22 protein-coding genes are annotated in these 26,995 nt (G+C 62.1%); 15 read left to right on the top strand and 7 right to left on the bottom strand.

Translation table 11 applies throughout. The annotated features are described in order from the left end of the window. The first annotated feature begins 19 nt into the window (after positions 1-19). Together J5N58_RS10320 and J5N58_RS10315 are read left to right on the top strand one after the other, a co-directional pair. Positions 20-703: a carbonic anhydrase gene (locus tag J5N58_RS10320; protein ID WP_112830627.1), complete on the top strand. Its 684-nt coding sequence runs from the start codon at positions 20-22 to the stop codon at positions 701-703. Between the two features lie 95 nt (positions 704-798). Next, entirely contained in the window at positions 799-2,394 is a 1,596-nt protein-coding gene (locus J5N58_RS10315; protein WP_112830626.1) for a GGDEF domain-containing protein, read from the top strand. A 21-nt stretch (positions 2,395-2,415) separates the two neighbouring features. On the opposite strand, the gene J5N58_RS10310 is transcribed toward J5N58_RS10315, so the two are convergent. Together J5N58_RS10310 and J5N58_RS10305 are read right to left on the bottom strand one after the other, a co-directional pair. Further along, positions 2,416-3,237, bottom strand: coding sequence for a lytic murein transglycosylase (locus J5N58_RS10310; RefSeq protein ID WP_113425431.1), 822 nt, complete (start codon positions 3,235-3,237; stop codon positions 2,416-2,418). Positions 3,238-3,404: 167 nt separating this feature from the next. After that, entirely contained in the window at positions 3,405-4,439 is a 1,035-nt protein-coding gene (locus J5N58_RS10305) for an aspartate-semialdehyde dehydrogenase (RefSeq protein ID WP_113425432.1), read from the bottom strand. Between the two features lie 588 nt (positions 4,440-5,027). Here J5N58_RS10305 and J5N58_RS10300 point away from each other — a divergent pair. Both J5N58_RS10300 and J5N58_RS10295 read left to right on the top strand, forming a co-directional pair. Beyond that, on the top strand, positions 5,028-6,905 hold the full coding sequence (locus tag J5N58_RS10300) for an MFS transporter (RefSeq protein WP_113443168.1): 1,878 nt from the start codon (positions 5,028-5,030) through the stop codon (positions 6,903-6,905). 156 nt (positions 6,906-7,061) lie between these two features. Next, positions 7,062-7,619 carry a GNAT family N-acetyltransferase gene (locus J5N58_RS10295; protein WP_244710687.1) on the top strand — a complete coding sequence of 186 codons (558 nt, stop codon included), beginning with the start codon at positions 7,062-7,064 and terminating at the stop codon, positions 7,617-7,619. A 4-nt stretch (positions 7,620-7,623) separates the two neighbouring features. Here the strand turns inward: J5N58_RS10295 and J5N58_RS10290 are convergent, their stop codons facing one another. Beyond that, positions 7,624-8,022: a DUF2794 domain-containing protein gene (locus tag J5N58_RS10290; RefSeq protein WP_112830622.1), complete on the bottom strand. Its 399-nt coding sequence runs from the start codon at positions 8,020-8,022 to the stop codon at positions 7,624-7,626. Between the two features lie 106 nt (positions 8,023-8,128). Next, positions 8,129-9,076 carry a LysR family transcriptional regulator gene (locus J5N58_RS10285; protein ID WP_112830729.1) on the bottom strand — a complete coding sequence of 316 codons (948 nt, stop codon included), beginning with the start codon at positions 9,074-9,076 and terminating at the stop codon, positions 8,129-8,131. Between the two features lie 170 nt (positions 9,077-9,246). Here J5N58_RS10285 and chvE point away from each other — a divergent pair, with 170 nt between their 5' ends. The 11 genes from chvE (at position 9,247) to fhuF (ending at position 23,186) form a co-directional block, all read left to right on the top strand. Continuing rightward, positions 9,247-10,317 (top strand): multiple monosaccharide ABC transporter substrate-binding protein, encoded by a 1,071-nt coding sequence (chvE, locus tag J5N58_RS10280; protein WP_112830621.1) that lies wholly within the window; start codon positions 9,247-9,249, stop codon positions 10,315-10,317. 114 nt (positions 10,318-10,431) lie between these two features. Beyond that, entirely contained in the window at positions 10,432-11,967 is a 1,536-nt protein-coding gene (mmsA, locus tag J5N58_RS10275; RefSeq protein ID WP_244710685.1) for a multiple monosaccharide ABC transporter ATP-binding protein, read from the top strand. After that, positions 11,967-13,178 carry a multiple monosaccharide ABC transporter permease gene (gene mmsB / locus J5N58_RS10270; protein ID WP_244710683.1) on the top strand — a complete coding sequence of 404 codons (1,212 nt, stop codon included), beginning with the start codon at positions 11,967-11,969 and terminating at the stop codon, positions 13,176-13,178. The genes mmsA and mmsB overlap by 1 nt, the downstream gene beginning before the upstream one ends. 10 nt (positions 13,179-13,188) lie before the next feature. Then, positions 13,189-14,154, top strand: coding sequence for an AraD1 family protein (araD1, locus tag J5N58_RS10265; protein WP_113338065.1), 966 nt, complete (start codon positions 13,189-13,191; stop codon positions 14,152-14,154). A 70-nt stretch (positions 14,155-14,224) separates the two neighbouring features. Continuing rightward, on the top strand, positions 14,225-15,970 hold the full coding sequence (gene araD / locus J5N58_RS10260) for an L-arabinonate dehydratase (RefSeq protein WP_244710681.1): 1,746 nt from the start codon (positions 14,225-14,227) through the stop codon (positions 15,968-15,970). A gap of 10 nt (positions 15,971-15,980) precedes the next feature. Next, entirely contained in the window at positions 15,981-16,910 is a 930-nt protein-coding gene (locus J5N58_RS10255; protein WP_113425435.1) for a Gfo/Idh/MocA family protein, read from the top strand. 21 nt (positions 16,911-16,931) lie between these two features. Further along, positions 16,932-18,446, top strand: coding sequence for an aldehyde dehydrogenase (NADP(+)) (locus J5N58_RS10250; protein WP_244710679.1), 1,515 nt, complete (start codon positions 16,932-16,934; stop codon positions 18,444-18,446). A gap of 18 nt (positions 18,447-18,464) precedes the next feature. Beyond that, the gene (locus J5N58_RS10245; protein WP_244710676.1) at positions 18,465-19,385 is read left to right on the top strand and encodes a 2-dehydro-3-deoxygalactonokinase; all 921 of its coding nucleotides are present in this window, start codon (positions 18,465-18,467) and stop codon (positions 19,383-19,385) included. A gap of 14 nt (positions 19,386-19,399) precedes the next feature. Next, on the top strand, positions 19,400-20,050 hold the full coding sequence (locus J5N58_RS10240) for a 2-dehydro-3-deoxy-6-phosphogalactonate aldolase (protein ID WP_113443164.1): 651 nt from the start codon (positions 19,400-19,402) through the stop codon (positions 20,048-20,050). 156 nt (positions 20,051-20,206) lie between these two features. After that, on the top strand, positions 20,207-22,378 hold the full coding sequence (locus J5N58_RS10235; protein WP_113425438.1) for a TonB-dependent siderophore receptor: 2,172 nt from the start codon (positions 20,207-20,209) through the stop codon (positions 22,376-22,378). Between the two features lie 4 nt (positions 22,379-22,382). Continuing rightward, positions 22,383-23,186 carry a siderophore-iron reductase FhuF gene (fhuF, locus tag J5N58_RS10230; RefSeq protein WP_113443163.1) on the top strand — a complete coding sequence of 268 codons (804 nt, stop codon included), beginning with the start codon at positions 22,383-22,385 and terminating at the stop codon, positions 23,184-23,186. A 6-nt stretch (positions 23,187-23,192) separates the two neighbouring features. Here the strand turns inward: fhuF and fhuB are convergent, their stop codons facing one another. From fhuB to J5N58_RS10215, 3 genes are read right to left on the bottom strand one after another with little or no spacing between them, the layout of a single operon-like run. Beyond that, positions 23,193-25,166, bottom strand: a complete 1,974-nt coding sequence (gene fhuB, locus J5N58_RS10225) for a Fe(3+)-hydroxamate ABC transporter permease FhuB (RefSeq protein ID WP_244710674.1) — start codon at positions 25,164-25,166, stop codon at positions 23,193-23,195. Further along, a complete protein-coding gene (locus J5N58_RS10220) occupies positions 25,163-26,071 on the bottom strand; it encodes an ABC transporter substrate-binding protein (RefSeq protein WP_113443162.1) in 909 nt (302 codons plus the stop codon). The genes fhuB and J5N58_RS10220 overlap by 4 nt, the downstream gene beginning before the upstream one ends. Next, a complete protein-coding gene (locus J5N58_RS10215) occupies positions 26,061-26,876 on the bottom strand; it encodes an ATP-binding cassette domain-containing protein (protein ID WP_112830609.1) in 816 nt (271 codons plus the stop codon). Before J5N58_RS10215 ends, J5N58_RS10220 begins: the two co-directional genes overlap by 11 nt. Positions 26,877-26,995 lie beyond the last annotated feature (119 nt).

Here is a 26,995-nt window from a genome sequence, read left to right as displayed (position 1 = left end):
ACACGCTAATCGAAGAGCCATGAAGAGCTTCCCTATTCCCTTGATCGACGGATATCGCAACTTCATGAATGGCCGTTACACGGCCGAACGGGAGCGATACCGGCAATTGGCGGACCAGGGGCAGAAGCCCCAGACGCTAATCATTGCGTGCTGCGATTCCCGTGCGGCTCCGGAAACCATCTTCGATGCCGGTCCGGGCGAACTCTTCGTGGTGCGAAACGTCGCCAACATGGTGCCGCCCTACGAACCCGACGGCCATTATCATTCGACGTCGGCAGCGCTCGAATTTGCAGTGCAGGGCTTGCGCGTCAAGGACATCATCGTCATGGGGCATGGCCGCTGCGGCGGTATCCGGGCGGCGCTCGATCCCAATGCGGAACCGCTTTCTCCCGGTGACTTCATCGGAAAATGGATGGGTCTCGTCAGTTCCGCCGCCGAACAGATCCAGGGCAATTCGGTGATGACGGACACGGAGCGCCAAACTGCGCTGGAACGCATCTCAATCCGCAATTCGATCGCCAATCTCAGGACCTTCCCCTGCGTGCGCATCCTCGAGGAGCGCGGCAAGCTTCAGATCCATGGCGCCTGGTTCGATATTGCCAATGGCGAACTCTGGGTCATGGACCCGGACACTCGGGATTTCGTCCGTCTCGACATGGAAGCGGATGCCGAAGAGCCGCATGATCCGTCCTCGCTAATTTAGAGGTTGTTATCACCTTCACCGTAGACTGCCCTTGATTTTAAGGGGCTGAGCCGCGCGGAAATTCCGGGCGCTATAGCGACGCTCGCGGTGAATGGATGAATCTGGAAGGCACGAGAAGGATCATCATTGCGGCACTGCTGCTGCCCAGCCTCATCATGGCGGCTGAGGCAGTTCTTCTTCTGCGCAGTTACTACCAGAACTACAGGAACTTCGAGGCCGGAAAGCACTACGCCTATATCGTGTCCGATGCTGGCAATATTGCCTCTTCCATCGTTGCCGAAGAGGCGCATTCGACAACCCTTTTTCTTGCGGATAGAAGCGACGCAAACCGGGAAACGCTGGCGGTGCGGCGTTCTGATCTCGACGGCCGCCTCGATCGTTTTCTGGCTCTTCTGGCGCTCTATGCGGAAGAGGAACGCAACCTCCACCTGCTGATTCGAGAGCTATGGCGGGTTTCCGAACGCCTGAAGACGTTCCGCACTACAGTCGATAAGGGTATTGCAAGCGTCGATCAGGTCGTTGGATATTACAAGCCCGTTTCGAACGCACTTTTGGAACTGGTCGCTGCACTTCGTTATGAGATCGAAGATCCCGACCTTTCGCGGCAACTGAGCCTGCTGGTTGATCTTCTCGATGCAAACGAGGCGGGACTGATGGTCGCCTTTTACGGAACCGAGCACTTCCGCGGACGCCGGTTGTCGAAGCAGGACCTTGAGACATTCAACCAGTCGTTCGCCTTCCTGACTGTCGTGACCGAGCGGCTCTCCCTATTTCAGGATGCAGGTGCGATCAGGCGACTCCAGGATTTTGATCTCTCCCTTGACGGCAGATGGCTTGCGCATACGGCGCGCGAGATTTCCGCGGGAAAGGCGCAGCCGTCTCGCCTGATGTTGCACCGATGGTCGCGCCTGCAGGACGACAGGACTGCTCTGTGGCAGAGCGGCATCCGTTTCGCGCTCGACGACATCCGCGCGAGTGGCGACGCGCTTGCCCTGCGTTCCCGTTTCCTGCTCGAATTGCTGGTCGGAGCAATGGCGGTGTTTTCGGTGCTGGTCGGAGTGGTGATCCTGCTGGCGGCAAAAGGGGTTGCGTTTGCCAGCCGATTGATGCGGGAAAGGGAATTGCTGGTCGGAGAACTCCGGAATGCCGCCCAGACGGATCTCCTGACCGGTCTCTACAACCGGCGCGGTTTCGATGCCGCGACGACCGCACTGCTGCACGGGCGGGAAGGGATGGGCGCGATCTCCATGGTTATCTTCGATCTTGACCGGTTCAAGCAGATCAACGACGTTCATGGGCACGATGTCGGCGACATGGTGCTGCAGCGGGTCGCCCAGATCGCGCGAAACAGTTTCCGTTCCCAGGATCTTCTGTCCCGTCATGGCGGCGAGGAGTTTGTCGCCCTTCTACCGGATACGTCTCTCGACGATGCAGCGGCACTTGCCGAACGGGTTCGTATTGCCATCGAGGCGGCGGAAATCCGTCTCGCCGATGGGCGGAGCCTGACCGTAACCGCAAGCTTCGGCTGTTCGTCCGCGGAAGGCGGCAAAACGCATGCGATGGTCAACGAACTGATTAAGAAAGCCGATCTGGCCCTTTATGCGGCGAAGTTTTCCGGCCGCAACCGGGTCGTCGTCGACGGCGCGGCGGATGTGCTTTCCGCCGAACGCCGCAATTCACAGCAGACCTGACGCTGCTGGCTGCCGGTTGGGTTACTGTCCGTCGATCTGGGCGCCGATATAGGCGATTGCCTGCTGATAGACTGTCGCGGCATTCCAGCCCTGGATGGCGGCGAAGTTCGGCTGGCCCTGTTGATAGCCAGCGCCGGCCTGCCAGCCGTGTCCTCTCAGGAAGTTTGCGGTGGACGCCAGCGCATCGGCCTTCGAGCGGACGAGATCGATACGACCGTCGCCGTCGCCGTCCACCCCGTAGCGGACCACGTTGCGCGGCAGGAACTGCGTCTGGCCGATCTCGCCATGAGCTGCGCCGACGGCCGAGACGGAGAGCTCATTGTTGGCGACGAGTTCGAGCGCGGCATAGAGCTGATCGGTGAAATATTCGGAGCGCCGGCAGTCGAATGCGAGGGTGGCGACAGCGGAAAGCGTGTGCTCCTTGCCCTGGAAACCACCAAAACCGGTTTCCATGCCCCAGATCGCGATCAAAGGCCCGGCGGGCACGCCGTAACGCTGCTCGATCCTGGCGAAGAGGGCGGCGTTGTTCTTCTTCATGCCCTTGCCGCGGGAGATGATCGCGGCGCCACCGCGCTTCTGCATGAACTGGTCGAAGGACAGCTTGTAGCTCTTCATGCCGCGATCGGCCCGGATCGTCGCGGTATTATAGGATACCGAGGAAAAGACCTTGTTCAGCACCGACGGGCTGACGCCCTGGCCGCTGGCCTCCCGCTTGAATTCGTCGATCCACTGCTCGAATCCCGCCGACGTGCTGCTGCATTGGGCCGCTGCCGCGCCGCCTGCCGTCAGGGAAAGTGCCGCCGCCGTCAAAAGTGCCGCCGCCGAGATTCTGGACAGTCGCATCGATGCCTCGTTGTTCGCTTATTTAGTCTTTGCCGCAACATGCCAGCGGGCGCTGATTCTGTCACGTCTCATTCAACTATTCCGGAAGTATTTCCGGCCCGTTACCGGTCACAAAAAGATGAACTGGCCCGCCCGGCGCGGATGCGAGGGCGGGCCGGAAGATCGTCTCAGGCTGCGGCCTTCTTCGGCTTGATCAGACCGCGATTGACGAGCAACTCGGCGATCTGGACGGCGTTGAGTGCAGCACCCTTGCGCAGGTTATCGGAAACGACCCAAAGGTTGAGACCGTTCTCGACGGTCGCGTCCTCGCGGATGCGGGAGATGTAGGTTGCGTCTTCGCCGGCGCATTCGACCGGAGTGACGTAGCCGCCGTTCTCGCGCTTGTCGACGACGAGGCAACCCGGGGCTTCGCGCAGGATGTCACGGGCCTGGTCTGCCGTGATTTCCTTTTCGAACTCGATGTTGACCGCTTCCGAATGACCGATGAAGACCGGCACGCGAACGGCGGTGCAGGTCACCTTGATCTTCGGATCGAGCATCTTCTTGGTCTCGGCGAGAACCTTCCACTCTTCCTTGGTGTAGCCGTCTTCCATGAAGACGTCGATGTGGGGAATGACGTTGAAGGCGATGCGCTTGGTGAACTTCTTCGCTTCGATCGGATCGGCAACGAAGACGGCGCGGGTCTGCGTGAAAAGCTCGTCCATGCCTTCCTTGCCGGCACCCGAAACCGACTGGTAGGTGGAGACGACGACGCGCTTGATGGTCGCGGCGTCATGCAGCGGCTTCAAGGCGACGACCAACTGGGCCGTGGAGCAATTCGGGTTGGCGATGATATTGCGCTTCTTGAAATCGACCACGGCGTCGGGATTGACTTCCGGAACGATCAGCGGAACGTCGGCGTCGTAGCGCCAGGCGGACGAGTTGTCGATGACGACGCAGCCCTGCTGGCCGATCTTCGGCGACCACTTCTGCGATACCGCGCCGCCGGCCGACATCAGGCAGATATCGGTGTCGGAAAAATCGTAGTTTTCGAGGTTTTGTACCTTCAGCGTCTTGTCGCCGAAGGAAACTTCCGTGCCCTGCGAGCGGGCGGAGGCCAGTGCCACGACTTCATCGGCGGGGAAACCCCGTTCAGCGAGGATACCCAGCATTTCGCGCCCGACATTGCCGGTGGCGCCCGCGACTGCAATCTTGAAACCCATTTACAAGCTCTCTTTCTGTCTCTCCGCGGGTGGTGAGGGAGGAAGGAAGCCCGAGCGCGCACCTTCCATGTCCCCGGCCTTGCCGGGGAGAGAGCGGTGGCCGGAGACGTCAGACGGTTTTCGTCGTCGTTTTGGCCTTGGTCGTGGATGAAAGGACGGCATACGAAAACATCCCGGCTGCAAGCGCCGGGCCGGACCCCTCAACAATGGATGAGCCGAAGAATTGCATGACCGAATCCTTTTCGCGCCGAGCTAATAAGGCGTTTTTGCCGGGAGTCAAGTAAAAGCGCCGAATTCGCCTGATTGTCGCGCTTTCCGGCCGCCGACGCTTCCTTGCATCGCCGTTACCGGCCGTTGTGCGGGAGGGCAATCTCCGGTTATGTCGTTTATAGAATATATATCCGCCATAAAATTCCATTTGCGTCATCATGGTTCGAAGAAGTTAGACTTAAGTCATACGTCCAAAGCATCTCTCTGCTTTTTCCGGATTTCTGCCAGTCTGTTAACAACCTGTACCGCGACAAAACGACCCGGAGGAGCATTGGGCCGGTCGCGTAAAGGGGGATTTATCTTAGTGGAGGAATTACAATGGCAAATGTCGCAGCCGTTAGCGGCTCGCCTCGTGGCATGACCGCCGAGGAACGCAAGGTTATCTTTGCGTCGTCCCTCGGCACGGTCTTCGAATGGTATGACTTTTATCTCTACGGCTCGCTGGCGCTTTATATCGGTGCGACCTTCTTCTCGCAGTATCCGGAAGCGACCCGCAACATCTTCACCCTTCTCGCCTTCGCGGCGGGCTTCCTTGTGCGTCCCTTCGGCGCGCTGGTATTCGGCCGACTCGGCGACCTCGTCGGCCGCAAGTATACCTTCCTCGTCACCATCCTCATCATGGGCGCCTCGACCTTCCTGGTCGGTCTGCTGCCCGGCTCGGCGAGCATCGGCATCGCGGCCCCGATCATCCTGATCGCGCTCCGCATGCTGCAGGGCCTCGCGCTCGGCGGCGAATACGGTGGCGCTGCGACCTATGTCGCCGAACATGCGCCGCATGGCCGCCGCGGTTTCTACACGTCGTGGATCCAGACGACCGCGACGCTCGGCCTCTTCCTTTCGCTGCTGATCATCCTTGGCATCCAGACGGCCATGGGCCGCGAGGCTTTCGCCGCATGGGGTTGGCGCATTCCGTTCCTTCTCTCCGCGCTTCTCCTGGCCGTTTCGGTCTGGATCCGCATGAAGATGAACGAATCTCCCGCCTTCAAGAAGATGAAGGAAGAAGGCACCCATTCGAAGGCGCCGATTTCGGAGGCCTTCGGCCAGTGGAAGAATGCCAAGGTTGCGATTCTCGCCCTGCTCGGCGCCGTCGCCGGTCAGGCCGTCGTCTGGTATTCCGGTCAGTTCTATGCGCTGTTCTTCCTGCAGAACGTGCTGAAGGTCGATGCCCAGGATGCAAACATCATGGTTGCGATCGCGCTTGCCCTCGGCACCATGTTCTTCGTCGTGTTCGGCTGGCTGTCCGACAAGATCGGCCGCAAGCCGATCATCATGGCCGGCCTGCTGCTTGCAGTCGTCACCTATTTCCCGCTGTTCAAGGCAATGACCGAGTTCGGCAACCCGGCTCTGGCTGCAGCCCAGGCCAATATCCGTGCGACTGTCATGGCCGATCCTGCCGACTGCAACTTCCAGTTCAATCCGACCGGTACGGCGAAGTTCACGACGTCTTGCGACATCGCGACCTCGACGCTCACCAAGAACTCGGTTCCCTATGACGTCGTTGCAGGTCCCGCCGGCTCCGTGGCGACGATCAAGATCGGCGATGCGACGATTGAAGGCTACGACGCCATCAAGTCGGCCGACCAGGCCAAGGCACTCGACGCCAAGATGCAGAAGAGCATCAACGTCGCCCTGCAGGCAAACGGCTACCCGCTGGTTCGCGGTTCGGTAAAGGTTCCCGAATCTAAGCTCGACGCTTTCGTTGCCGCCAATCCGGAACTGGCTCTCGACGCTGCAGCTATCCGTGCCGGTGAAAAGGCCACCGTTGCCACCAGCCAGCTCGTCGCCGACAAGCTGCTGACCTCGGAGGAAGCCGCCGGCGCCACCGACATGGCCGTCTATACGATCGCCAAGGGCGGTGCGTTCAAGATGGTCGCCGATCCGGCCACCGTGAACTGGGTTGGCGTCATCGCCGTGCTGACCGTGCTGATGATCTACGTTACCATGGTCTACGGCCCGATTGCCGCCATGCTCGTCGAAATGTTCCCGACGCGCATCCGTTACACCGGCATGTCGCTGCCCTATCACATCGGCAACGGCTGGTTCGGTGGCCTGCTGCCGGCCACGGCCTTCGCAATGAGCGCCGCCAAGGGCGACATCTACTACGGTCTCTGGTATCCGATCGTCATCGCCGGTATGTCCTTCGTGATCGGCATGATCTTCCTGCGGGAGACCAAGGACAACGACATCAACGCGTGAGGCGTCGAGGTCGAAACGTCGGACAGATCCTGATTTGGGGCAACCCGGTGCTTCGGCGCCGGGTTGCTGCCTTTAGGGAGACGCCGCGATGTCTTGAACGTCTGGTCGGGGTGTGAAACAAGAAACGCCGTGCTTTCAATCCGGCCGGGTTTTTTCATGACAGTGACCATTCGCGACGCCTCGCTGGCGGATCTTTCCGTCATCGCCTCCATTTATGCGGACGCGGTTCTCACCGGCACGGCGAGCTACGAGATCGTGGCGCCGGACGAGGCGGAGATGAAGAAGCGTTTCCAGTCTGTCACCAGCCAGGGATATCCCTATATCGCCGCCGTCGACGAGAGCGGAGACGTGCTGGGCTATGCCTATGCTTCGGCCTTCCGCACCCGGCCTGCCTATCGCTGGCTGGTCGAGGATTCGATCTATCTGGCACCTGCTGCGCGGGGCAAAGGGATCGGCAGACTTCTGCTTGCGGAGCTCGTTGCGCGGTGCGAGGCACTTGGCTTCCGGCAGATGGTCGCCGTGATCGGCGGCGCCAGCCCCGCCTCTATCGCCGTTCACCAGGCCTGCGGTTTTCGCATGGTCGGCACGCTGACCGGGACCGGATTCAAGCTCGGGCAATGGCTGGATACCGTCTTCATGCAGATCGCGCTCGGCGACGGCAATGCCAGCGAGCCCGATCCGGAGAGCTATCCGGGAACGCTCTTTGCCGGCTGAAGGCCTATTCCACCAGCTTCAGCGCCTTGTCGAACACTTTCAGTACCTGTTTAAGCTCATGCCCGCGTTTCAGGATGCGGCCATCGGCGCCCACCACCGAAAAGGCGCCCTGTTTCGACGCCAGTTTCGGATTCTTCTCGATCCGGTAGAGAGGATACTCGCCCGATCGCTTGAAGACCGAGAAGACCGCCTTTTCCTTCAAGTGGTCTATCGCATAGTCGCGCCATTCGCCTTCGCCGACCATGCGTCCGTAGATCCATAGGATCGCATCGAGTTCCCGGCGATGAAAGGTGACTGGCAGCGGATCCCGGCTCTGGCGATATTCCTGCAGATCAACGATGGAAGCGGGCCTGCCATCCTGCGTGTGCGGCGGCTGTCCCTGCAAATCCGGCTCATCGGTCATCAAGACTCCTCGACGTCTCCATCGTGACGGATAAGTGACAGTTTGCCTGACCTCCGTGAAATTGCAACCCTTCCGCCCGATGGTTCGGATCGCGTTTCCGGCGCAATCAGTTTCGCGTGCGATTTCGGTTCTCGAATTCGGCCAGCAGAAGATCGCGCAGCCTTCCCGCCACCGGCGACATACGTTTGCCTGTCATGCTGATGAGGTGATAGGGCGCGACGCTGATCGGCGCCTTGATGTCGAGCTGACAAAGACCCGCGCCGGTGGTCTGGCGACAGAGCAGGTCGGAGACCTCCCGCGACATCGGCGCGATCGCGTTCGAGGAGGCAAGCATTGCGATCATCACCAGCAGGGACGTGGTGTTGACGATGTTGTAGGGAATGGGCGCGCCCTGCTCCACGAAGGCTTCCTCGACGGCCTGGCGCACCGGGGCCCCGGGCGCCTGCATGGCCCAGGGAAAATGCACGAGGTCGGCGAAGGTCAGGTGCTCGGCATTTGCCAGCGGATGGCGCTGATGCACCAGAAGATCGACCTCTTCGGAGAGAGAGGCCTGGATGGTGAACTGACGGGCGTCGATGCCGGCGGGAATGCGCCCCAGGACGAAATCCAGATGACCGGACATGAGATCCGCGATAAGCGGACCGCTCGGCGCCACATCGACATGAATGTCGGCCGCATCGGTTTCGGCTTTCAGCATGTCAATCGCTGGAACGACATAGCCGACCGCGCCGCCTGTCACCGCACCGATGCGCACCGCGCCGGAGAGCCCGCGCCTGATCGCCTCGACCTCCCGGGCCGCTTCTCGGATTTCCATCAGCAGGTTCTGGGCGCGTCGCGCCAGCGCCCGGCCGATCGCCGTGGGTTCCATGCCTTTCGGCGTACGCGTGAAGACGGGACTGCCGATAATATGCTCTATCTCGGACAGCATGCGCGACGCCGCCGGCTGGGTGAGCGCAAGGGCGTTGGCGGCCAGGCTCAGCTGCCCGAGGTCGACGATGGCCCGGATGAGATTGAAGTGCTTGGGCAGAAGGCGGCTGGCAATGATATCGGACATGATGAACATATCGAATATGGTATGAAGAAAGTCAAATAATTCATTTGATCGGTATGTCCGAGCCGTTAAGACTCACCCCAGATCGGGGGCCGCCTGCGCGCGCACCGGTTCTTGCAATGACGGTTGCCAGAAGGAGCTGGGGCCGGATGGATCAGCCAAGGGAGGAATCCATGAAGAAAATCAGCACTCTTATTGCGTCTGTCGCTATCGGCGTGGCTATGTTCGCGTCTGCGGCTCTCGCAGAAACGAAGGGCGTCGTCGGTATCTCGATGCCGACGAAGACCTCGACGCGCTGGATCTCGGACGGCGAGACCATGGAAAAGCTGTTCAAGGACGCCGGCTACACGCCGGACCTGCAATTTGCCGATGACGATATCCCCAATCAGCTCGCCCAGATCGAAAACATGGTCACCAAGGGTGCCAAGGTTCTCGTGATCGGTGCTATCGACGGCACGACGCTGTCGGATATCCTTCAGAAGGCAGCCGATGCGGGCGTGAAGGTCATCGCCTATGACCGCCTTATCCGCGACAGCGGCAATGTCGACTACTACGCAACTTTCGACAACTTCCAGGTCGGCGTCCTGCAGGCCACCAGCCTCGTCAACGGCCTGAAGGAAAAGTTCGCCGACACCAAGCCGTGGAACGTCGAACTGTTCGGCGGTTCGCCGGATGATAACAACGCCTTCTTCTTCTATGATGGCGCAATGTCGGTCCTGCAGCCGCTGATCGACAGCGGCGATATCGTCGTCAAGTCCGGCCAGATGGGCATGGAACAGGTCGGCACGCTGCGTTGGGACGGTACTGTCGCCCAGGCCCGCATGGAAAACCTCCTGTCCTCGACCTATACCGATGCCAAGGTCAACGGTGTCCTGTCTCCCTATGACGGCCTGTCTATCGGCATCCTGTCGGCCCTTAAGGGCGTCGGCTATGGTTCCGGCGATCTCGTCATGCCGGTCGTCACCGGTCAGGACGCCGAACTGCCGTCGGTCAAGTCGATTCTCGCCGGCGAACAGTATTCGACCGTGTTCAAGGATACCCGCGAACTCGCCAAGGTCGCCGTCTCGATGGTCGATTCGATCCTGCAGGGCAAGGAACCGGAAGTGAACGACACCAAGACCTATAACAACGGTGTAAAGGTCGTTCCGTCCTACCTGCTGAAGCCGGTTGCCGTCGACAAGACCAACATCAAGGACGTCATGGTCTCCTCCGGTTACTACACCGCCGAGCAGATCGACAACTGATCCCTCCGGATCGACGCGGGTCCGCGAGATGTCGCGGACCCCATTCCCATCGCATTGAGGGAGCTCGCGCCTTCGGCTGACCTTGGTCGCCGTGCCTGCGCTGGAATTCTGTACATGGATAACATCATTCTCGAGATGCGTGGCATCACCAAGACGTTTCCGGGCGTGAAGGCCCTGGATAACGTCAACCTCAAGGTTCGCGAAGGCGAGATCCACGCTCTGGTCGGCGAAAACGGCGCCGGCAAGTCCACCCTGATGAAGGTGCTTTCCGGCGTTTACCCCGCCGGGACCTACGAGGGTGAAATTCATTTCGACGGCGAGGTCCGTCATTTCTCCACGATTTCCGACAGCGAGGAACTCGGCATCATCATCATCCATCAGGAACTGGCGCTGGTGCCGCTCCTGTCGATCGCCGAAAACATCTTTCTCGGAAACGAAGTGGCCACCCGTGGCGTCATTCACTGGGCAGAGACCTTCTCCCGCACCCAGGATCTGCTTGCCAAGGTCGGGCTGAAGGATTCGCCGACGACCCTGATTACCGATATCGGCGTCGGCAAGCAGCAACTGGTCGAAATCGCCAAGGCGCTTTCCAAGAAGGTGCGCCTGCTCATTCTCGACGAGCCGACCGCTTCGCTCAACGAGACCGATTCCGATGCACTGCTCAACCTGCTGATGGAATTCCGCAAGCAGGGCATGACGTCGATCATCATCTCCCACAAGCTCAACGAAATCCGCAAGGTCGCCGACCAGATCACCATCCTGCGCGATGGCGGGACAGTCGAAACGCTCGACTGTCACACCGGCGATATCAGCGAGGACCGGATCATCAAGGGCATGGTCGGTCGCGCCATGGAGGATCGCTATCCGCTGCGCGAGCCGAAGATCGGCGAGACGCTGCTCGAGGTGAAGAACTGGAACGTCTACCACCAGAACCACCGCGACCGGAAATTCCTGCACGACGTCAATTTCACCGTGCGGGCCGGCGAGGTCGTCGGCATTGCCGGCCTGATGGGCGCGGGCCGTACCGAGACCGCGATGAGCCTGTTCGGCCGCTCCTGGGGTCACAAGATTACCGGCGACGTGTTCATGAACGGCAAGGCGGTGGATGTCAGTACGATCCCGCGGGCAATCGATGCGGGCCTTGCCTACGTCACCGAGGACCGAAAGCACCTCGGCCTCGTGCTGAACAGCAACATCAAGGAAAACACCACGCTGGCCAACCTGCGGGCGGTCTCCGCAAATGGTGTGATCGACGACCGCAAGGAAGCCGCGATCGCCTCCGACTACCGCACCAAGCTGCGCATACGCTCGCACTCGATCTATCAGGAAACCGTCAACCTGTCGGGCGGCAACCAGCAGAAGGTCGTGCTGTCCAAGTGGCTCTTCACCAATCCCGAGGTGCTTATCCTCGACGAGCCGACACGCGGTATCGACATCGGTGCGAAATACGAAATCTACACAATCATCAACCAGCTAGCCGCAGAGGGCAAAGGCATTCTGATGATCTCCTCGGAGATGCCGGAGCTTCTGGGAACCTGTGACCGCATCTACGTGATGAACGAAGGCCGGATCGTTGCCGAGCTTTCGAAGGAAGAGGCGAATCAGGAATCCATCATGCGTGCCATCATGCGCTCGGGGGAGAAACACTAATGGCAATCGACACAAGAACCGAAACCCCGAAAGTTTCCGTCAGCGATTACCTCAGGAAGAACATTCGCGAATACGGTCTGCTTCTGGCCCTCGTGGTCATCATGCTGTTCTTCCAGTACATGACCGCTGGGGTGCTGTTCCGCCCGGTCAACATCACCAATCTGGTGCTGCAGAACTCGTTCATCGTCATCATGGCGCTCGGCATGCTGCTGATCATCGTGGCCGGGCATATCGATCTGTCGGTCGGCTCGATCGTCGCATTCATCGGCGGCATATCGGCGATCATGCTGGTGAAATGGGGCTGGCATTTTGCCCTGGTGGTGCCACTCTGCCTCGTCCTCGGCGCCGCCATGGGCGCCGCGCAGGGCTACTGGGTGGCCTACCAGAAAATCCCGTCCTTCATCGTGACGCTGGCGGGCATGCTGGTTTTTCGCGGCCTGACCTATGTCGTACTCGAAGGACGTCCGATCGGGCCGTTCCCGAAGGAATTCCAGCTCCTGTCGACCGGCTTCATTCCTGATTTCCTGTCGTTCACCGATCCGGCCACCAGCGATATCAAGAACTATGTCGCGCTCATCGCCGTTCTCATCCTGGTTGCGCTCGCCATCTATTCCGGCATGCGCGAACGCCAGATCAATGAACGTCACGGCACTCCGAACGAACCTTTCGCTTTCTTCGCCGCCCAGATGCTGATCATCAGCGTGGTCGCGATTTTCCTCGGTTTTCAGCTTGCGACATATCGCGGCCTGCCGAACGTGCTTGTGGTCATGGGTGTGCTCATCGCGCTCTACTCGTTCGTTACCACTCGCTCGACCATCGGCCGGCGGATTTATGCAATGGGTGGCAACGAGAAGGCGGCCAAGCTTTCAGGCATCAATACCGAGCGGCTGACCTTCTATGCCTTTGTCAACATGGGCGTGCTGGCCGCGCTCGCGGGTATGATTATCGCCGCGCGTCTGAACTCGGCGACGCCGAAGGCCGGCGTGGGCTTTGAGCTCGACGTCATCGCGGCGTGTTTCATCGGCGGTGCGTCGGCTTCGGGCGGCGTGGGCAAGATCACGGGTGCCGTTATCGGCGCCTTTATCATGGGTGTCATGAACAACGGCATGTCGATCATGGGTATCGGCATCGACTATCAGCAGCTCATCAAGGGTCTGGTGTTGCTCGCCGCCGTCTTCTTCGACGTCTACAACAAGAACAAGGCAGTCTGAGGTAAAGGCTATGTATCTGTCGCAATTGAAGGGTGGCGGTATCATCTGCCGCCAGGGAGACTCTGCGCGCCTCGTTCCGGGCTTCGCTTCCACCTACGAGTTGGCGAAGAGCGCAGTCGAGGCCGGGATTTCACTCGCGGCCGCCATCGAGCGCCGGGGTGCCGGCGACGCCGTCGACCTCGCCGCGCTCGCAGCCGGCGGCAGGCTCGATTGTCCTGTCCGTCATCCGGATCCGGCCCATATGTTCCTCACCGGAACGGGCCTGACCCACACGGGTTCGGCCTCTGCCCGTGACAGCATGCATGCCGACACCACCGGCATGAGCGACTCGATGAAGATGTTCCGCATGGGCATCGAGGGCGGCAAGCCGAAGCCGGGTGAGCAGGGGGTGCAGCCGGAGTGGTTCTACAAGGGAACCGGTGTCAACGCGATCGCGCCGGGCGAGGCCCTGGTGTCGCCGTCCTTCGCTCTCGATGGCGGTGAGGAGCCGGAGATTGCCGGCTTCTACCTGATCGGCGAGGACGGCACGGCGTTCCGCATCGGTTTTTCGCTGGCGAACGAGTTCTCCGACCACGTCACGGAAAAGATTAACTACCTCTATCTTGCCCATTCCAAACTGCGGCCGGCCTCCTTCGGTCCTGAACTTCTGGTGGGTGAACTGCCGGAACACGTAACCGGCGCCTCGCGCATCCTGCGCGACGGCAAGGTGATCTGGGAAAAGCCTTTCCTTTCGGGCGAGGGCAACATGTCCCACACCATCGCCAACCTCGAATATCACCATTTCAAGTACGACCTCTTCCGTCAGCCGGGCGATCTTCACGTGCACATGTTTGGCACGGCGACGCTTTCCTTCGCAGACGGCATCAAGACACAGGACGGCGATGTATTCGAAGTCAGCGCGACCCAGTTCGGGCTTGCGCTCAGCAATCCCCTGAAGACCGCGGCCGAACAGATGCCGGCGGTCAAGGCCCTCTGAGAGCGGCCTGCGGACAAAATCGGGCGGCATGAGCCGCCCGCCCTTCGACCAAACAGAATCGAGACAAGCCATGAGCGCTTTCAAACCGGCAGCTTGGCCACGCAGACTGAGATCCCAGGAATGGTACGGCGGCAACTCGCGTGACAATATCTATCACCGCGGCTGGCTGAAGAACCAGGGCTACCCGCACGACCTGTTCGACGGGCGCCCGGTGATCGGCATCCTCAACACGTGGTCGGACCTTACGCCCTGCAACGGCCACCTTCGCGAACTCGCGGAAAAGGTCAAGGCGGGTGTCTGGGAAGCCGGCGGTTTCCCGCTCGAAGTGCCTGTCTTTTCCGCTTCGGAAAACACCTATCGTCCGACCGCGATGATGTACCGCAACCTCGCGGCTCTCGCGGTGGAAGAGACGATCCGCGGCCAGCCTCTCGATGGCGTCGTGCTTCTCGTCGGCTGCGACAAGACCACGCCGTCGTTGCTGATGGGTGCGGCCAGCGTCGATCTGCCGGCGATCATGGTCTCGGGCGGTCCGATGCTGAACGGCTATTTCCGCGGCGAGCGCGTCGGTTCCGGCACGCATCTGTGGAAGTTCTCCGAGGCGGTCAAGGCCGGCGAGATGACCCAGGAGGAATTCCTGGAGGCAGAGGCCTCGATGTCGCGATCGACCGGTACCTGCAACACGATGGGCACCGCCTCGACCATGGCGTCGATGATGGAATCTCTGGGCATGACGCTCTCCGGCAACGCCGCCATTCCGGCCGTCGACAGCCGTCGCCGCGTGATGGCGCAGCTTTCCGGCCGCCGTATCGTGCAGATGGTGAAGGACGACCTCAAGCCTTCCGACATTCTCACCAAGGCCGCTTTCGAAAACGCGATTCGGACCAATGGCGCGGTCGGCGGCTCGACCAATGCCGTCGTGCACCTTCTCGCCATCGCCGGTCGTATCGGCGTCGACCTGACGCTTGATGACTGGGACCGGCTTGGCCGCGACATCCCGACCATCGTCAACCTGATGCCGTCGGGCGAGTATCTCATGGAAGAATTCTTCTATGCGGGCGGCCTGCCTGTCGTCCTGAAGATGCTCGGGCAGTCGGACAAGCTTCACAAGGATGCGCTGACGGTCTCCGGCGGTCCGATCTGGGATGAGGTGAAGGACGTTCGCAACTGGAACGAAGACGTCATCCGTCCCGTCGAGCGGGCCCTGACGCAGCATGGCGGCATTGCCGTGCTCAAGGGCAATCTGGCGCCGAAGGGCTGTGTACTGAAGCCGTCGGCTGCTTCCGAGCACCTGATGCAGCATCGAGGCCGCGCCGTCGTGTTCGAGGACATCGACGACTACAAGGCGAAGATCAACGATGAATCGCTCGATATCGACGAGACCTGCGTCATGGTGATGAAGAACTGTGGTCCGCGTGGCTATCCGGGCATGGCGGAGGTCGGCAACATGGGGCTGCCGCCGAAGGTTCTGCGCAAGGGCATTACGGACATGGTCCGTATCTCGGACGCACGCATGTCCGGCACGGCCTATGGCACCGTCCTCCTGCATACCTCGCCGGAAGCCGCTGTCGGCGGTCCGCTCGCGGTGGTTCGCAACGGCGACATGATCGAGATCGATGTCGCCAACCGGCGCGTCCATCTCGATATCCCGGACGAGGAACTGCAGCGCAGGCTTGCCGCCTGGCGGCCGGCGACGGAAGCGCCGACCGGCGGTTACGCGCGCCTCTTCCACGATCACGTGGAAGGTGCCGATACCGGCGCTGACTTCGACTTCCTGAAGGGTTGCCGCGGCAGCGCCGTCGGCAAGGACTCGCACTGAGGAGAGCCCCATGACGAAGCGCATTCCGCTGGCGCTCGTGGGCGTTGGCAAGATTGCCCGCGACCAGCATATTCCCTCGATCGCCGGGGGCATGGATTTTGAGCTTGCCGCAGCCGTCAGTCGGCACGGCAAGGTCGATGGTGTCGAGAATTTCGAGAGCTTCGAAACCTTTCTCGCCGCCCGTCCGGACGTGACGGCTGTTTCGCTCTGCACGCCGCCGGAAGTCCGTTTCGACATGGCGAAAAAGGCGATTGCCGCCGGCCGCGACGTGCTGATGGAAAAGCCTCCCGCCACTACGCTCGGCGAAGCCGAAGCGCTGACGGCGCTTGCCGCCGAGGCGGGCGTAACGCTTTTTGCCACCTGGCATTCCCGCTTTGCGCTGGGTGTCGAACCGGCGCGACTCTGGCTTTCGGACAAGATCGTCAAGGGCGTGTCGATCGTCTGGAAGGAAGACGTGCGCCGCTGGCATCCCGGTCAGGCCTGGATCTGGGAGCCGGGCGGTTTCGGCGTTTTCGATCCCGGCATCAACGCGCTGTCGATCCTGACTGCCGTCGTACCGGGTCCGATCCTTGTCGAACGCGCGGCGCTGGAATTTCCGGAAAACAGGAAGCAGCCGATTGCAGCCTCGATTGCCATGCGCACCTTCGATGGCGCTCCCGTAGGCGCCGAATTCGACTGGCGCCAGGAAGGCCCGCAGACCTGGGACATCACGATCGAGACCGATAAGGGCTCTTTGCGTCTTTCAAAGGGCGGTTCGGAACTCTATATCGGGGATGCGCTCCATACGGCAGGTCCCGACCGGGAATATGCCGGCATCTACGAGCGCTTCGGCGCACTTGTCCGCGCACGTGAAAGCGATACCGACTACCAACCGTTGAGACTCGTGGCGGATTCCTTCCTCTGCGGCGAACGGAAGGTGGTCGCTTCCTTCGAAGATTGACCATAACGAGGAGGCCCTCCCTTGGCCTATACACTGACCGGAAAGCACCTGATCGCAGGCAACTGGATTGCAGGTAACGAAACCTTCGACTCTTCGCCGGCTACTGGCCCCGTCCGCTCCTTTTCCACCGGCACGGCCGCGCTGGTCGATCAGGCGGCGAAGGCTGCCGAGGAGGCCTTCGAAACCTATGGCTATTCGAGCCGCGAATCCCGCGCCGCCTTCCTGGAGGCGATCGCAGAGGAAATCGATGCGCGTGGCGATGCGATCACAGAGATCGCCATGCAGGAAAGCGGCCTGCCCGAAGCCCGGCTCATCGGCGAGCGTGGCCGCACCGTCGGCCAGCTCCGGCTGTTTGCCGCCCATATCCGCAAGGGCGACTATCTCGATCGCCGCCACGATGAAGCGCTTCCCGACCGCAAGCCGCTGCCGCGTCCGGATCTGAGGCTCGTCCAGCGTCCGATCGGGCCGGTCGGCGTGTTCGGAGCCTCGAATTTTCCGCTCGCCTTTTCAACGGCCGGGGGCGACACGGCGTCGGCGCTGGCCGCCGGCTGCCCGGTTGTCGTCAAGGGCCATGAAGCGCATCCGGGCACGGGCGAAATCGTCGCCCAGGCGATTGATGCCGCGATCAAGCGCACCGGCGTCCATCCTGGCGTCTTCTCGCTCGTGCAGGGCGGAAGCCGCGAGGTCGGAACCTCGCTCGTCCAGCATCCGCTGATCAAGGCCGTCGGCTTCACCGGTTCGCTGGGCGCTGGTCGCGCACTCTTCGATCTCTGCGCGCGCCGTCCCGAACCGATCCCGTTCTTCGGCGAGCTCGGTTCTGTCAACCCGATGTTCCTGCTGCCGGCAGCGCTTGCCGCCCGCGGCGAGGCGATCGCCAAGGGCTGGGTTGGTTCGCTCACCACCGGCGCCGGCCAGTTCTGCACCAATCCCGGCATTGTCGTGCTGACGGAAGGGACCGATGCGGACACTTTCACGGCCACGGCCGAGCAGGCGCTTGCACAGGTCGGTGCGCAGACCATGCTGACGGATGGCATTGCCGATGCCTATCGCAAGGGTGCCGCCCGCATCGCCGCTGTCGAGAATGTCCGCTCGGTACTGACTTCGACCTGCGATCTGCGCAACGCCAAGCCGTATCTCTTCCAGACGACGGCCGAAAACTGGCTGGCGAACCATGAACTCGGCGAGGAGGTCTTCGGTCCGCTCGGCATCATCGTGACGGCCAAGGATGCCGACGAGATGGTGGCGCTCGCCCGCAGCCTCGAAGGACAGCTCACCTCGACGCTGCATCTCGATGCCGGCGACGAGCCGATTGCCGGTCGCCTGCTGCCGGTCCTCGAGCGCAAGGCAGGTCGCATTCTGGCAAACGGCTTCCCGACGGGAGTCGAGGTGGCCGACGCCATGGTGCATGGCGGTCCCTACCCGGCTTCCACCAATTTCGGCGCGACCTCGGTCGGCACGATGGCGATCCGGCGGTTCCTCCGTCCGGTCTGCTATCAGGACATTCCGGTCGCCCTTCTGCCCGAAGACCTGCAATAAAAGGATGACTTGCCGCCCATGACCGGTTCGCCGTTTGCCGCCCTCGTCGATTGGGGAACCAGCAATTTCCGCCTCTGGATCGTGAATGCCGAAGGCGGTGTTCTGGCGGAGCGTCAGTCGGATGACGGTATGGGCAGGCTCGAACGGGATCGTTTCGGTCCTGTCCTGGAAAGGCACCTGCAGGCGCTTGCCGCGCCCGCAGGCCTTGCCGTCGTTGTCGCCGGTATGGCGGGCGCCCGCAGTGGCTGGCTGGAGGCGCCTTATGTCGAAACGCCGGCTCCCCTCGACGGTCTTTATCGCGATGCGGTGTCACCCGCGCATTCCGGCCGTCGGGTTTTCATCCTGCCGGGTGTCTGTCAGAGGATTGCGGGCGCTGAGGATGTCATGCGAGGGGAGGAAACCCAGCTTTCCGGCGCCGTCGCTTCCGGGTTGCAGAACGGTCTGTTTTGCCTGCCCGGCACCCATTCCAAATGGGCGGATGTCAGGGATGGCGCGGTTTCACGCTTCACCACCGCCATGACCGGGGAACTTTTCCAGCTTCTCAGCCGACAGTCGATCCTTCGGCTTTCTGTCCCGGAGGATGCGCGTGCCGATGCCGAACACGCGGCTTTCGCCGCTGGTGTTGACGAGGCGACCGACCCGCATTTTTCCTTGACGACCCGCCTCTTCTCGATCCGGGCGGAAAGCCTGCTGGGGTCGGCCGATGGAACGGCTGCGGTCTCCCGCCTCTCCGGCCTGCTGATCGGTGCCGAAGTCGCCGCCATGAGCCGGCGCTATATGCCGGAAGGCGAGGTGCACATCATCGGTACGGGCGCTCTCGCCCGCCTTTATACCAGGGCGCTCGGACTGTCCGGCATTCGCGCCTCGGCGCTCGATGGAGGCGAACTGGTCCGGAAGGGATTGTTTGCCGCCGCCCGCGCCCTCGTTTCCGTCGCCTGAAGGAGTGACAAGCCATGACCTCTTCCTCCATCTCGTCCGTCGCCTGGCCGAAGCTGAAGCGCAACCTCGTCGCGATCCTGCGCGGCGTCCGACCGGATGAGATCGAGGCGATTGTCGATGCCCTGGTCGAAACCGGATTCGAGGCGATCGAAGTGCCGCTGAATTCGCCGGATCCGTTTGTCTCGATCGAGAAGGCGCGCCGGCTTGCGCCTGCCTCCTGCCTGATCGGCGCCGGAACTGTGCTCGACGTCGCCAATGTCGACCGTCTCGCCGACGTCGGAGGCAATCTTCTCGTCACCCCCAATGTCGAGCCGGATGTCATAAGGCGTGCGGTCGGCCACGGCATGGTTACCATGCCGGGCGTCTTTACCGCCACCGAGGCGCTGCTTGCCGCGAAATCCGGGGCGGCGGCGCTCAAGTTCTTCCCCGCGAGCGCGCTGGGTGCGCAGGGCATCAGTGCGATTCGTGCGATCCTGCCGTCGACACTGGCGATCGGCGCCGTCGGCGGCGTTTCCGAAACCGATTTTGCCGCCTATCTGAAGGTCGGCGTCACCTGTTTCGGTCTCGGTTCGAGTCTCTACAAGCCCGGATATGATGCCCGGGCCGTTGCCGAACGCGCGATCAAAACCGTTGCCGCCTATGACGAGACGGTCGCCGGCGCCTGACATCCTGGGGTCCAGAAAAGAGATGAGTTAATCCTTTCTCTTTTTGTCCAGTTTAAAGTTGACTCTTCTTGTTCACTTAATATTGTCCCTCCGTTCGCGGCGCATACGGGGATCGGTCGCTGCGGACCTTTGGACAGACATGAACAGGAGAGGTCTATGCAGCGGCGGAGCGATCAACCGGCGGTCGGAGTGAATTCGGGACGGCGTTCGGCAAAGGGAATACGTCAATCCCTTCTTGCCGGCGTCGCAACTCTGGCCGTCCTTGCGGCAGCCGCGAGTGCAGTTGCCCAGGAGCCCGCTCAGGACGGATCGACCGAGCTGAAGCCGATTGTCGTCACCGGCAAGAAGGAGAGCGCCGTCGGTCCCGATGCGACGGTGGTGGCGACCGAATCGGCCACCGGCACGAAGACCGACACTCCGATCCTCGACACTTCAGCCTCTGTCTCCGTGGTGACGCAGAAGGAAATGGAGATGCGGGGGGTCGATAATCTGCAGCAGGCCCTTTCCTATACCGCAGGCGTTCTCGGCGACGAGTTCGGCTCAGACGACCGCTATGACTATCTTCGTATTCGTGGTTTCGACCAGACGGCGCTCGGCACCTACCGAGACGGCCTGCCGGCCCGCATTCCGGCATGGTTCACGGCGAGCCGTCTTGAGCCCTATGGCCTGCAACGGGTGGAGGTTCTGAAGGGCTCGACTTCCACGCTTTTCGGCCTTAACGGCCCGGGCGGGCTGGTCAATGCCATCACCAAGCGCCCGCAGGACGAGTTTCATGCGGAAGTCTACACCACCTTCGGCGACGAACACATCGAGACCGGCACCGATTTCGGTGGCCCGATCGGCGACAGCGATGTCTGGAGCTACCGGTTCACCGGCAAGTGGCAGGACGCGGCCAACAGCTATGACTATTCCAACGACGACCGGCTCTATATCGCGCCGGCCCTGACCATCAAGCCCGAGGAAGGCACTTCGCTCACCATCCTGACGGATTATTCGAAGCGTGAAAGCAGCCTCTCCTACGGCTTTATCGACGGCGTCGACATCGACCTCGATACTTTCTTGGGTGAGCCGGAATTCAACAAGTTCAATACGGAGCAGACCGATGTCGGCTACCAGTTCGAACACGAGTTCGACAACGGCCTGACCTTCCGGCAGAACGCCCGCTACAGCCATATCGATCTCGACTATGAGCAGGTCTATGGCGGCACGACCGATCCGGCCGACGATCGCACAGCGTTTCAGGTCTATAGCAGCGGCTATCGCTTCACGATCGACAATCAGCTTCAGTACGATGCGAGCTGGCAGGCGTTCGACAGCAAGACGCTGCTCGGTCTCGACTACACCTATGACAACACCCGGGAAGATATCGACAGCGGCACGGTGCCGGGTATCGACATCTACGATCCCGTCTATTGCGGCCGAAGCTGCATCACCCTCGGACCGTATGTCGACTGGCGCGTGAAGCAGAAGGCTCTCGGTATCTACGCACAGGAAGAGCTGACCTTCGACGATCGCTGGATCCTGACGCTCGGCGGCCGCTACGATCATGTGAACACCGTAGCCGACTATCTGGATACCGGACTGCAGGACGACGATACCGCAGAGGCCTTTACCTCGCGGGTCGGCCTTACCTACAAGATCAACCCGGAACTCGCCGTCTACGCCAATTATTCGGAGTCCTTCCAGCCGCTCGTCACGCCGGGTGCCAACGGCTATTCGGTGGAGGGTTCGCTGAAGCCGCAGGAGGGCACTCAGTATGAGGTCGGCCTCAAGTACCGGCCGGAAAGCATCGATGCGCTCTTCACGCTCGCTCTCTTCGATCTCAAACAGACCAACGTTCCCACTTATGTGACCCCGACCGTGCAGCGTCAGATCGGCGAGGTTCAGGTGCGGGGCGTCGAACTCGAAGGCAAGATGGCGCTTAACGATCGCCTCAACCTCACGCTCGCCTATTCCTATTGGGATGCGGAAATCCTGGAGGACGGTCTCAGCGGCAATGCCGGCAACCGCCCGGATCGCGTGCCGGAACATATCGCTTCCGCCTGGCTCGACTACACGATCCCGGGCGACGGATTCCGGGGCGATCTGACGCTTGGTGCCGGCGTCCGGTATGTCGGCCAGACCTTCGGCGACGCGGAGAACACCGTATCCGTCGATGGTTATACCGTGGTCGATGCGGCGGTGAACTACAAGGTGACGGACAATCTCAATCTTGCCGTCAACGCAACCAACCTGTTCGACCGCGAGTACCAGACGACCTGCTACTACGGCACCTGCTACTACGGCGACCGCCGCAAGGTCGTCGGTACGCTGAAGTACACCTGGTGAGGCTGTGAGCCCGGAACCGGTCAAAGAGGTATCGGTCGCCGATGGCCCGGTCGCGTCGAAGGACGCGGCCGGCGTCGTTGATTTTGCCGATCTGCTGGCGCGCAAAACCGGCGCCAAATACATCTACAGCACCGGCAGGTTTCTATCGCGCCCGCCTGCCGGCACCGAGCTCGTTGCCTGCCAGGAATTGGCGGACGAGCGGATATTCTCAGGGCTGATCGACCGCTATGCCCTCCGCTACAGCGAAGCCGACCGGCGGGCGGTGGTCTCGATGTGGACGATGTATTATTTCAGCAGCCTGATGATCGGCGCTGCCGTCGCCTGGCTCGAACTGCGGCGCGTCCTGCCTTTGTCCCTTGATCGACTGAACCTCGCGGCAGACGCCGCCAGCGGAGAGCCACGGGCCTTCGTGTTTCCCGACTGGGGCCACGAGGAGGAGGGGGCTACCATACATGAAGCCCTTCACGGCCTTTTCCGCCTGCATGCCGAGCCGCTCATCCATGCCATTGCCGCAAACGCCGGCGTCAGCCGCAAGCTGATCTGGGCGAATGCGGCCGGCTATCTCAGCTGGATCGTCAGCGAGGTCGGGCGGCTGACAGATCCGGCGCTGGCTGTTGAGGGGATGGTCTTGCTCGACGAACCGTGCTGGCCCGACGGTTGGAAGAACCCGCTTTTCGGGATGATACGCCGGGAGTGCGGGGAAGATGGCGCCACCTTCGGCCGCCGCCGCGTCTGTTGCCTGCGCTATATCCTGCCGGGCGTTGCCGGCTGCGGCGCGGTCTGTCCCCTGCCGGAAGGCCGCAGCTGACGGCGGTCAAGCCTTCTTTCGCAGCATCAGCATGAGGAACGGTGCGCCGACCAGCGCCGAAACCAATCCCGCCGGTATCTGGTAAGGGAAGACGACGGTGCGTCCCGCCCAGTCCGCCAGCACCATCAGTCCGCCGCCGATTGCGGCTGCGCCGGCCATCTGCGGAAATGCCCGGACAAGCCCCGCTTCGCGGGCCAGATGCGGTCCCATCAGCCCGATGAAGCTCAAAGGTCCGACGCTCAGCGTTGCGGCCGCGCTCATCAGCCCGGCGAGGCCGAAAAGCGCCAGCCGCGAGCGGGTGAGCGGAAGACCGAGTGCTGTCGCCGCGTGGGGGCCGAGCGGCAGGATATCCAGCCAGCGGCGGGTCGAAAGAGCGAGGGCGATCAGCAGCGCCGCTGCTGCGGAAACGGTCACGGCGGTAACGCCATCGACATTGTAGGTCGAGCCGCTCATCCAGCGCATCAGGAACATGGCGCGCGGATCGCCACTTGCCGAGAGGATGCCGACCACGGCATCGACCATGGCGCTGAGCGCGATGCCCGCAAGCAGCACCCGTTCCGGCGCAAGCCCCGAGCGGGCGGCGAAGACAAAGATAATGCCGAGCACGATCAGGGCGCCAAGGGCGGCGGAACCGAGCTGGCTCGCCAGATCCGGGGCTGCCAGCGTAAAGACCGCGACTGTCACGCCGAAGGTCGACCCGGCGCTTATGCCCAATACCTCGGGGCTTGCCATTTCGTTGCCGGTGAGCCGTTGCAGAATGACGCCGGCTACCGCCAACATCGCGCCGGAGGCGAGTGCCGCGAAAACCTTGGGCGCCCTCAGCATCAGGATTTCCCCGGCCGCTGCCGGATCCAGGAAGGCCCAGCCGCCGTCCAGCGCGCGGCCAAGGAACAGGCCGACCAGCACGATGATCGCAACGGTGGTAAGAGCCAGGAGGAGCGCCTTCGGGCCTGCGGCCAACCGGCCGCCTTGCCTCGTTCTGCCTTGCAGTACCCGGTGACGGGTCTTCAGCCGGGGCAGCAGCAGGAGAAGAAGCGGCGACCCGAAAACGGCGGTGACGGCGCCGGTCGGCAGGAAATCGGCCATGGCACCGGCGAGATATTGCACGGCCCCGTCGGCGAACCACAGCAGCGCTCCCCCCATAAGGCTCGACCAGACCAGAATCTCGACCGGACGCCGGGCGCCGGAAAGCCGGGCAATGGTCGGAGCGACAAGGCCGATGAAACCGATGACCCCGACGGCGCTCGTAACGAAGGCCGCAAGTGTCACGGCGGCTGCGACAGCGACGAAACGTAGTTGCGTGATGCGCAGGCCAAGCGCGGATGCGCCGGCTTCGCCGAGTTCCAGCAGCGAAAGCGGACGGATAATCAGCGCCGAAAGGATCGCGACGGCGGCAAGCTTGGGCGCCAGCGAAAGCGGTATGGACCAGCTCTGCTGGGAGAGCGATCCCGCGCCCCAGATGAACAGGCTGACGAGATAGCGCTCATTGAGCAGCATCAGGATTGCCGAGAGTGCGCCGCACCATAGGCTGATGACGAGGCCGGAGAGCACCAGGGAAAACGGCGAGAAGCCCCGCCGCGCGCCGAGCAGGAAGACGAGAGCCGCGGCGATGGCGCTGCCGGCAAGGGCGACGAGATCGCGGCCAAGGCCGAGCAAGGCGGGCGCAAAGAGCGTCGCGACCGCAAGCGCCAGGTTTGCGCCGGCCGAAATGCCGAGCGTGGTCGGCGAGGCGAGCGGATTGCGCAGCACCTGCTGGAAAAGCGCACCCGAAAGCGCGAGCGCCGAGCCCGCCAGAAGCGCCGTCGCCATGCGGGGCAGGGCGGAATAGAGGAGCACCATGCGTGTGACGTCGTAGCCGGCTGCAGGCGCGGCTTCGAGGACCGGCGCGACCTGAAACCAGGCAATAGCTGCCGCCAGCAGCGCCATTGCAAGCGTGATGGACGCCGGCCCGAAAGTAAGCCCTGCCGATCTGCTGTTCATGAGCCGGATTCCAGCTTGCTGGTGATGAGGGAGGCGAGGCGCATGGCTTCGTTGACCATGCCGAACATCAGGGCGGCGGGAACCACCGAAAAATGCCCCGACCGGGCGAAGGGCAGAGCCTGCCAGAGCGGGCTCTGGCTGAGCTTCGGCATGACGTCTGCGGGAACGGGCTCGAAGGCGATCAGTTGCGCACGGGGGTCTTCAATCCTTGACAGTTCCTCGATGCCGATGGCCTGAAAGCCCCAGTAGTTCGATCTTTCCTTCCAGGCGTTCTCGACGCCGATCTTTTCCAGCACGTCGTTGAACAGGCCGGGGGCGCCATAGATGCGGGCGTGGCGGGCGTCCATGAAATTGATGAGCGCCAGCGGGGGCGGCGACAGCGGCTCGAGCCTTCGGCGGCAATCGGCGAAGAAGGCTTCCGCCGCCGCAAGATAGCGCTCGCCGTCTTCCGCCCGACCGATGGCTTCGGCGAGTTTCCGGGTCGCCGCGATAGAGGCCGGCAGGATTTCCCCGCCTTCCGGGGTGTATATCGCCAGCCGCAGGACCGGCGCGATCTTTTCGAGCTTGGGAATGAGTGCGTCGAGATAGGGCGTGGCCAGGATGAGATCGGGCTTCAACGCGACGAGGACTTCGAAATTGACTTCCCAGGGGCTGCCGAGGTCGAGCACGCCCGGCGGCATTTCCGGTTCGACCATCCATATGTCCCAGTCGGCCAGTGAGGCGACCGCGGCCGGCGTGACGCCGAGCGAAAGCAGGGTGGAGGCGAGGCCGTAATCGAGGCTGGCGATCCTCGGCGTGTTGTTCGCGAGGGCCGGCACGGCCGGCATCGACAGGGCGCCGACCATCGCTCGCAGCAGGGTGCGGCGTCTGAGCGGAAACAACGAGCCTGGGTTTTCACGAAACATAAGCGAGCGGTATGCTGAGGGCCGGATGGGGCATCACGTCCATCGCGATGCCGTAGATGTTCTCCAGCGCTTCCCGCTGCAGCAGTTGGGCCGGCGTGCCGCTTGCGACCACTTTTCCGTGTTTCAGGGCATGGATGCGGTCACAGAAGCGGGCGGCCATGTTGATGTCGTGCAGCACGATCACGACGCTCAGCCCCTTCTCGCGCGAAAGCCGGCGAACGAGCGAAAGCACCTCCATCTGGTGGGCGATATCCAGCGCGGAGGTCGGTTCGTCGAGAAGCAGGCATTCACTGTCCTGGGCCACCAGCATGGCGATCCAGGCGCGCTGTCGCTCGCCGCCGGAGAGCGTCTCGACCAGCCTGTCGGCGAAGTCGTCGAGATGGGTAAGCGCGATGGCTTCCTCGACCTTCTGCCGGTCCCGGTCGGTGAAGCGCCCCAGCGCCCCGTGCCAGGGATAGCGTCCGCAGGCCACCAGTTCGCGCACCGTCATGCCGGCGCCGGCGCCGACGTCTTGCGGCAGATAGGCGACGCTGCGGGAAAAGGCGCGCGCATCGAAGGAGGCGGCGGGATGCCCGGCGTAATGAACCGTTCCGGAATTCTGGGTCTGCTGGCGGGCCATGATCTTCAGGAGCGTCGATTTGCCGGAGCCGTTATGACCCACGAGCGCGGTAATCTCTCCCGCGACAAAGTCCAGCGTCACGTCGGTCAGGATGGCGCGCCCCTCGAGGGTCAGCCCGACGGCTTCGACACGGAACGCCTGTCTGAATTGTTCCGTGTCTTGTGCGGGCCATTGGTGTCTCGTCATGCTCCGCTCCTTCGCAATTGCGCAACATCGGTTGTCACTGCGTTACTAAATATGATATTTCCAATCAAGTATATCTTTCCAACAACGCCACCAGCCCCGCCGGCCTGCCCCACGAGGAG

It is taken from the genome of Paenirhizobium cremeum (assembly GCF_022884085.1).
GTDB classification, from domain to species: Bacteria; Pseudomonadota; Alphaproteobacteria; order Rhizobiales; family Rhizobiaceae; genus Allorhizobium; species Allorhizobium cremeum.
Note: the sequence above shows the minus strand (reverse complement) of the source record. Positions and strands in the feature narration are given on the sequence as shown.

What these genes read in the sequence shown, in the direction of transcription:
- J5N58_RS10320 (WP_112830627.1), top strand. Translation starts at nt 20, where the DNA reads ATGAAGAGCTTCCCTATTCCCTTGATCGACGGATATCGCAACTTCATG.
- J5N58_RS10315 (WP_112830626.1), top strand. Translation starts at nt 799, where the DNA reads ATGAATCTGGAAGGCACGAGAAGGATCATCATTGCGGCACTGCTGCTG.
- J5N58_RS10310 (WP_113425431.1), bottom strand. Translation starts at nt 3,237, where the DNA reads ATGCGACTGTCCAGAATCTCGGCGGCGGCACTTTTGACGGCGGCGGCA.
- J5N58_RS10305 (WP_113425432.1), bottom strand. Translation starts at nt 4,439, where the DNA reads ATGGGTTTCAAGATTGCAGTCGCGGGCGCCACCGGCAATGTCGGGCGC.
- J5N58_RS10300 (WP_113443168.1), top strand. Translation starts at nt 5,028, where the DNA reads ATGGCAAATGTCGCAGCCGTTAGCGGCTCGCCTCGTGGCATGACCGCC.
- J5N58_RS10295 (WP_244710687.1), top strand. Translation starts at nt 7,062, where the DNA reads ATGACAGTGACCATTCGCGACGCCTCGCTGGCGGATCTTTCCGTCATC.
- J5N58_RS10290 (WP_112830622.1), bottom strand. Translation starts at nt 8,022, where the DNA reads ATGACCGATGAGCCGGATTTGCAGGGACAGCCGCCGCACACGCAGGAT.
- J5N58_RS10285 (WP_112830729.1), bottom strand. Translation starts at nt 9,076, where the DNA reads ATGTCCGATATCATTGCCAGCCGCCTTCTGCCCAAGCACTTCAATCTC.
- chvE (WP_112830621.1), top strand. Translation starts at nt 9,247, where the DNA reads ATGAAGAAAATCAGCACTCTTATTGCGTCTGTCGCTATCGGCGTGGCT.
- mmsA (WP_244710685.1), top strand. Translation starts at nt 10,432, where the DNA reads ATGGATAACATCATTCTCGAGATGCGTGGCATCACCAAGACGTTTCCG.
- mmsB (WP_244710683.1), top strand. Translation starts at nt 11,967, where the DNA reads ATGGCAATCGACACAAGAACCGAAACCCCGAAAGTTTCCGTCAGCGAT.
- araD1 (WP_113338065.1), top strand. Translation starts at nt 13,189, where the DNA reads ATGTATCTGTCGCAATTGAAGGGTGGCGGTATCATCTGCCGCCAGGGA.
- araD (WP_244710681.1), top strand. Translation starts at nt 14,225, where the DNA reads ATGAGCGCTTTCAAACCGGCAGCTTGGCCACGCAGACTGAGATCCCAG.
- J5N58_RS10255 (WP_113425435.1), top strand. Translation starts at nt 15,981, where the DNA reads ATGACGAAGCGCATTCCGCTGGCGCTCGTGGGCGTTGGCAAGATTGCC.
- J5N58_RS10245 (WP_244710676.1), top strand. Translation starts at nt 18,465, where the DNA reads ATGACCGGTTCGCCGTTTGCCGCCCTCGTCGATTGGGGAACCAGCAAT.
- J5N58_RS10240 (WP_113443164.1), top strand. Translation starts at nt 19,400, where the DNA reads ATGACCTCTTCCTCCATCTCGTCCGTCGCCTGGCCGAAGCTGAAGCGC.
- J5N58_RS10235 (WP_113425438.1), top strand. Translation starts at nt 20,207, where the DNA reads ATGCAGCGGCGGAGCGATCAACCGGCGGTCGGAGTGAATTCGGGACGG.
- fhuB (WP_244710674.1), bottom strand. Translation starts at nt 25,166, where the DNA reads ATGAACAGCAGATCGGCAGGGCTTACTTTCGGGCCGGCGTCCATCACG.
- J5N58_RS10220 (WP_113443162.1), bottom strand. Translation starts at nt 26,071, where the DNA reads ATGTTTCGTGAAAACCCAGGCTCGTTGTTTCCGCTCAGACGCCGCACC.
- J5N58_RS10215 (WP_112830609.1), bottom strand. Translation starts at nt 26,876, where the DNA reads ATGACGAGACACCAATGGCCCGCACAAGACACGGAACAATTCAGACAG.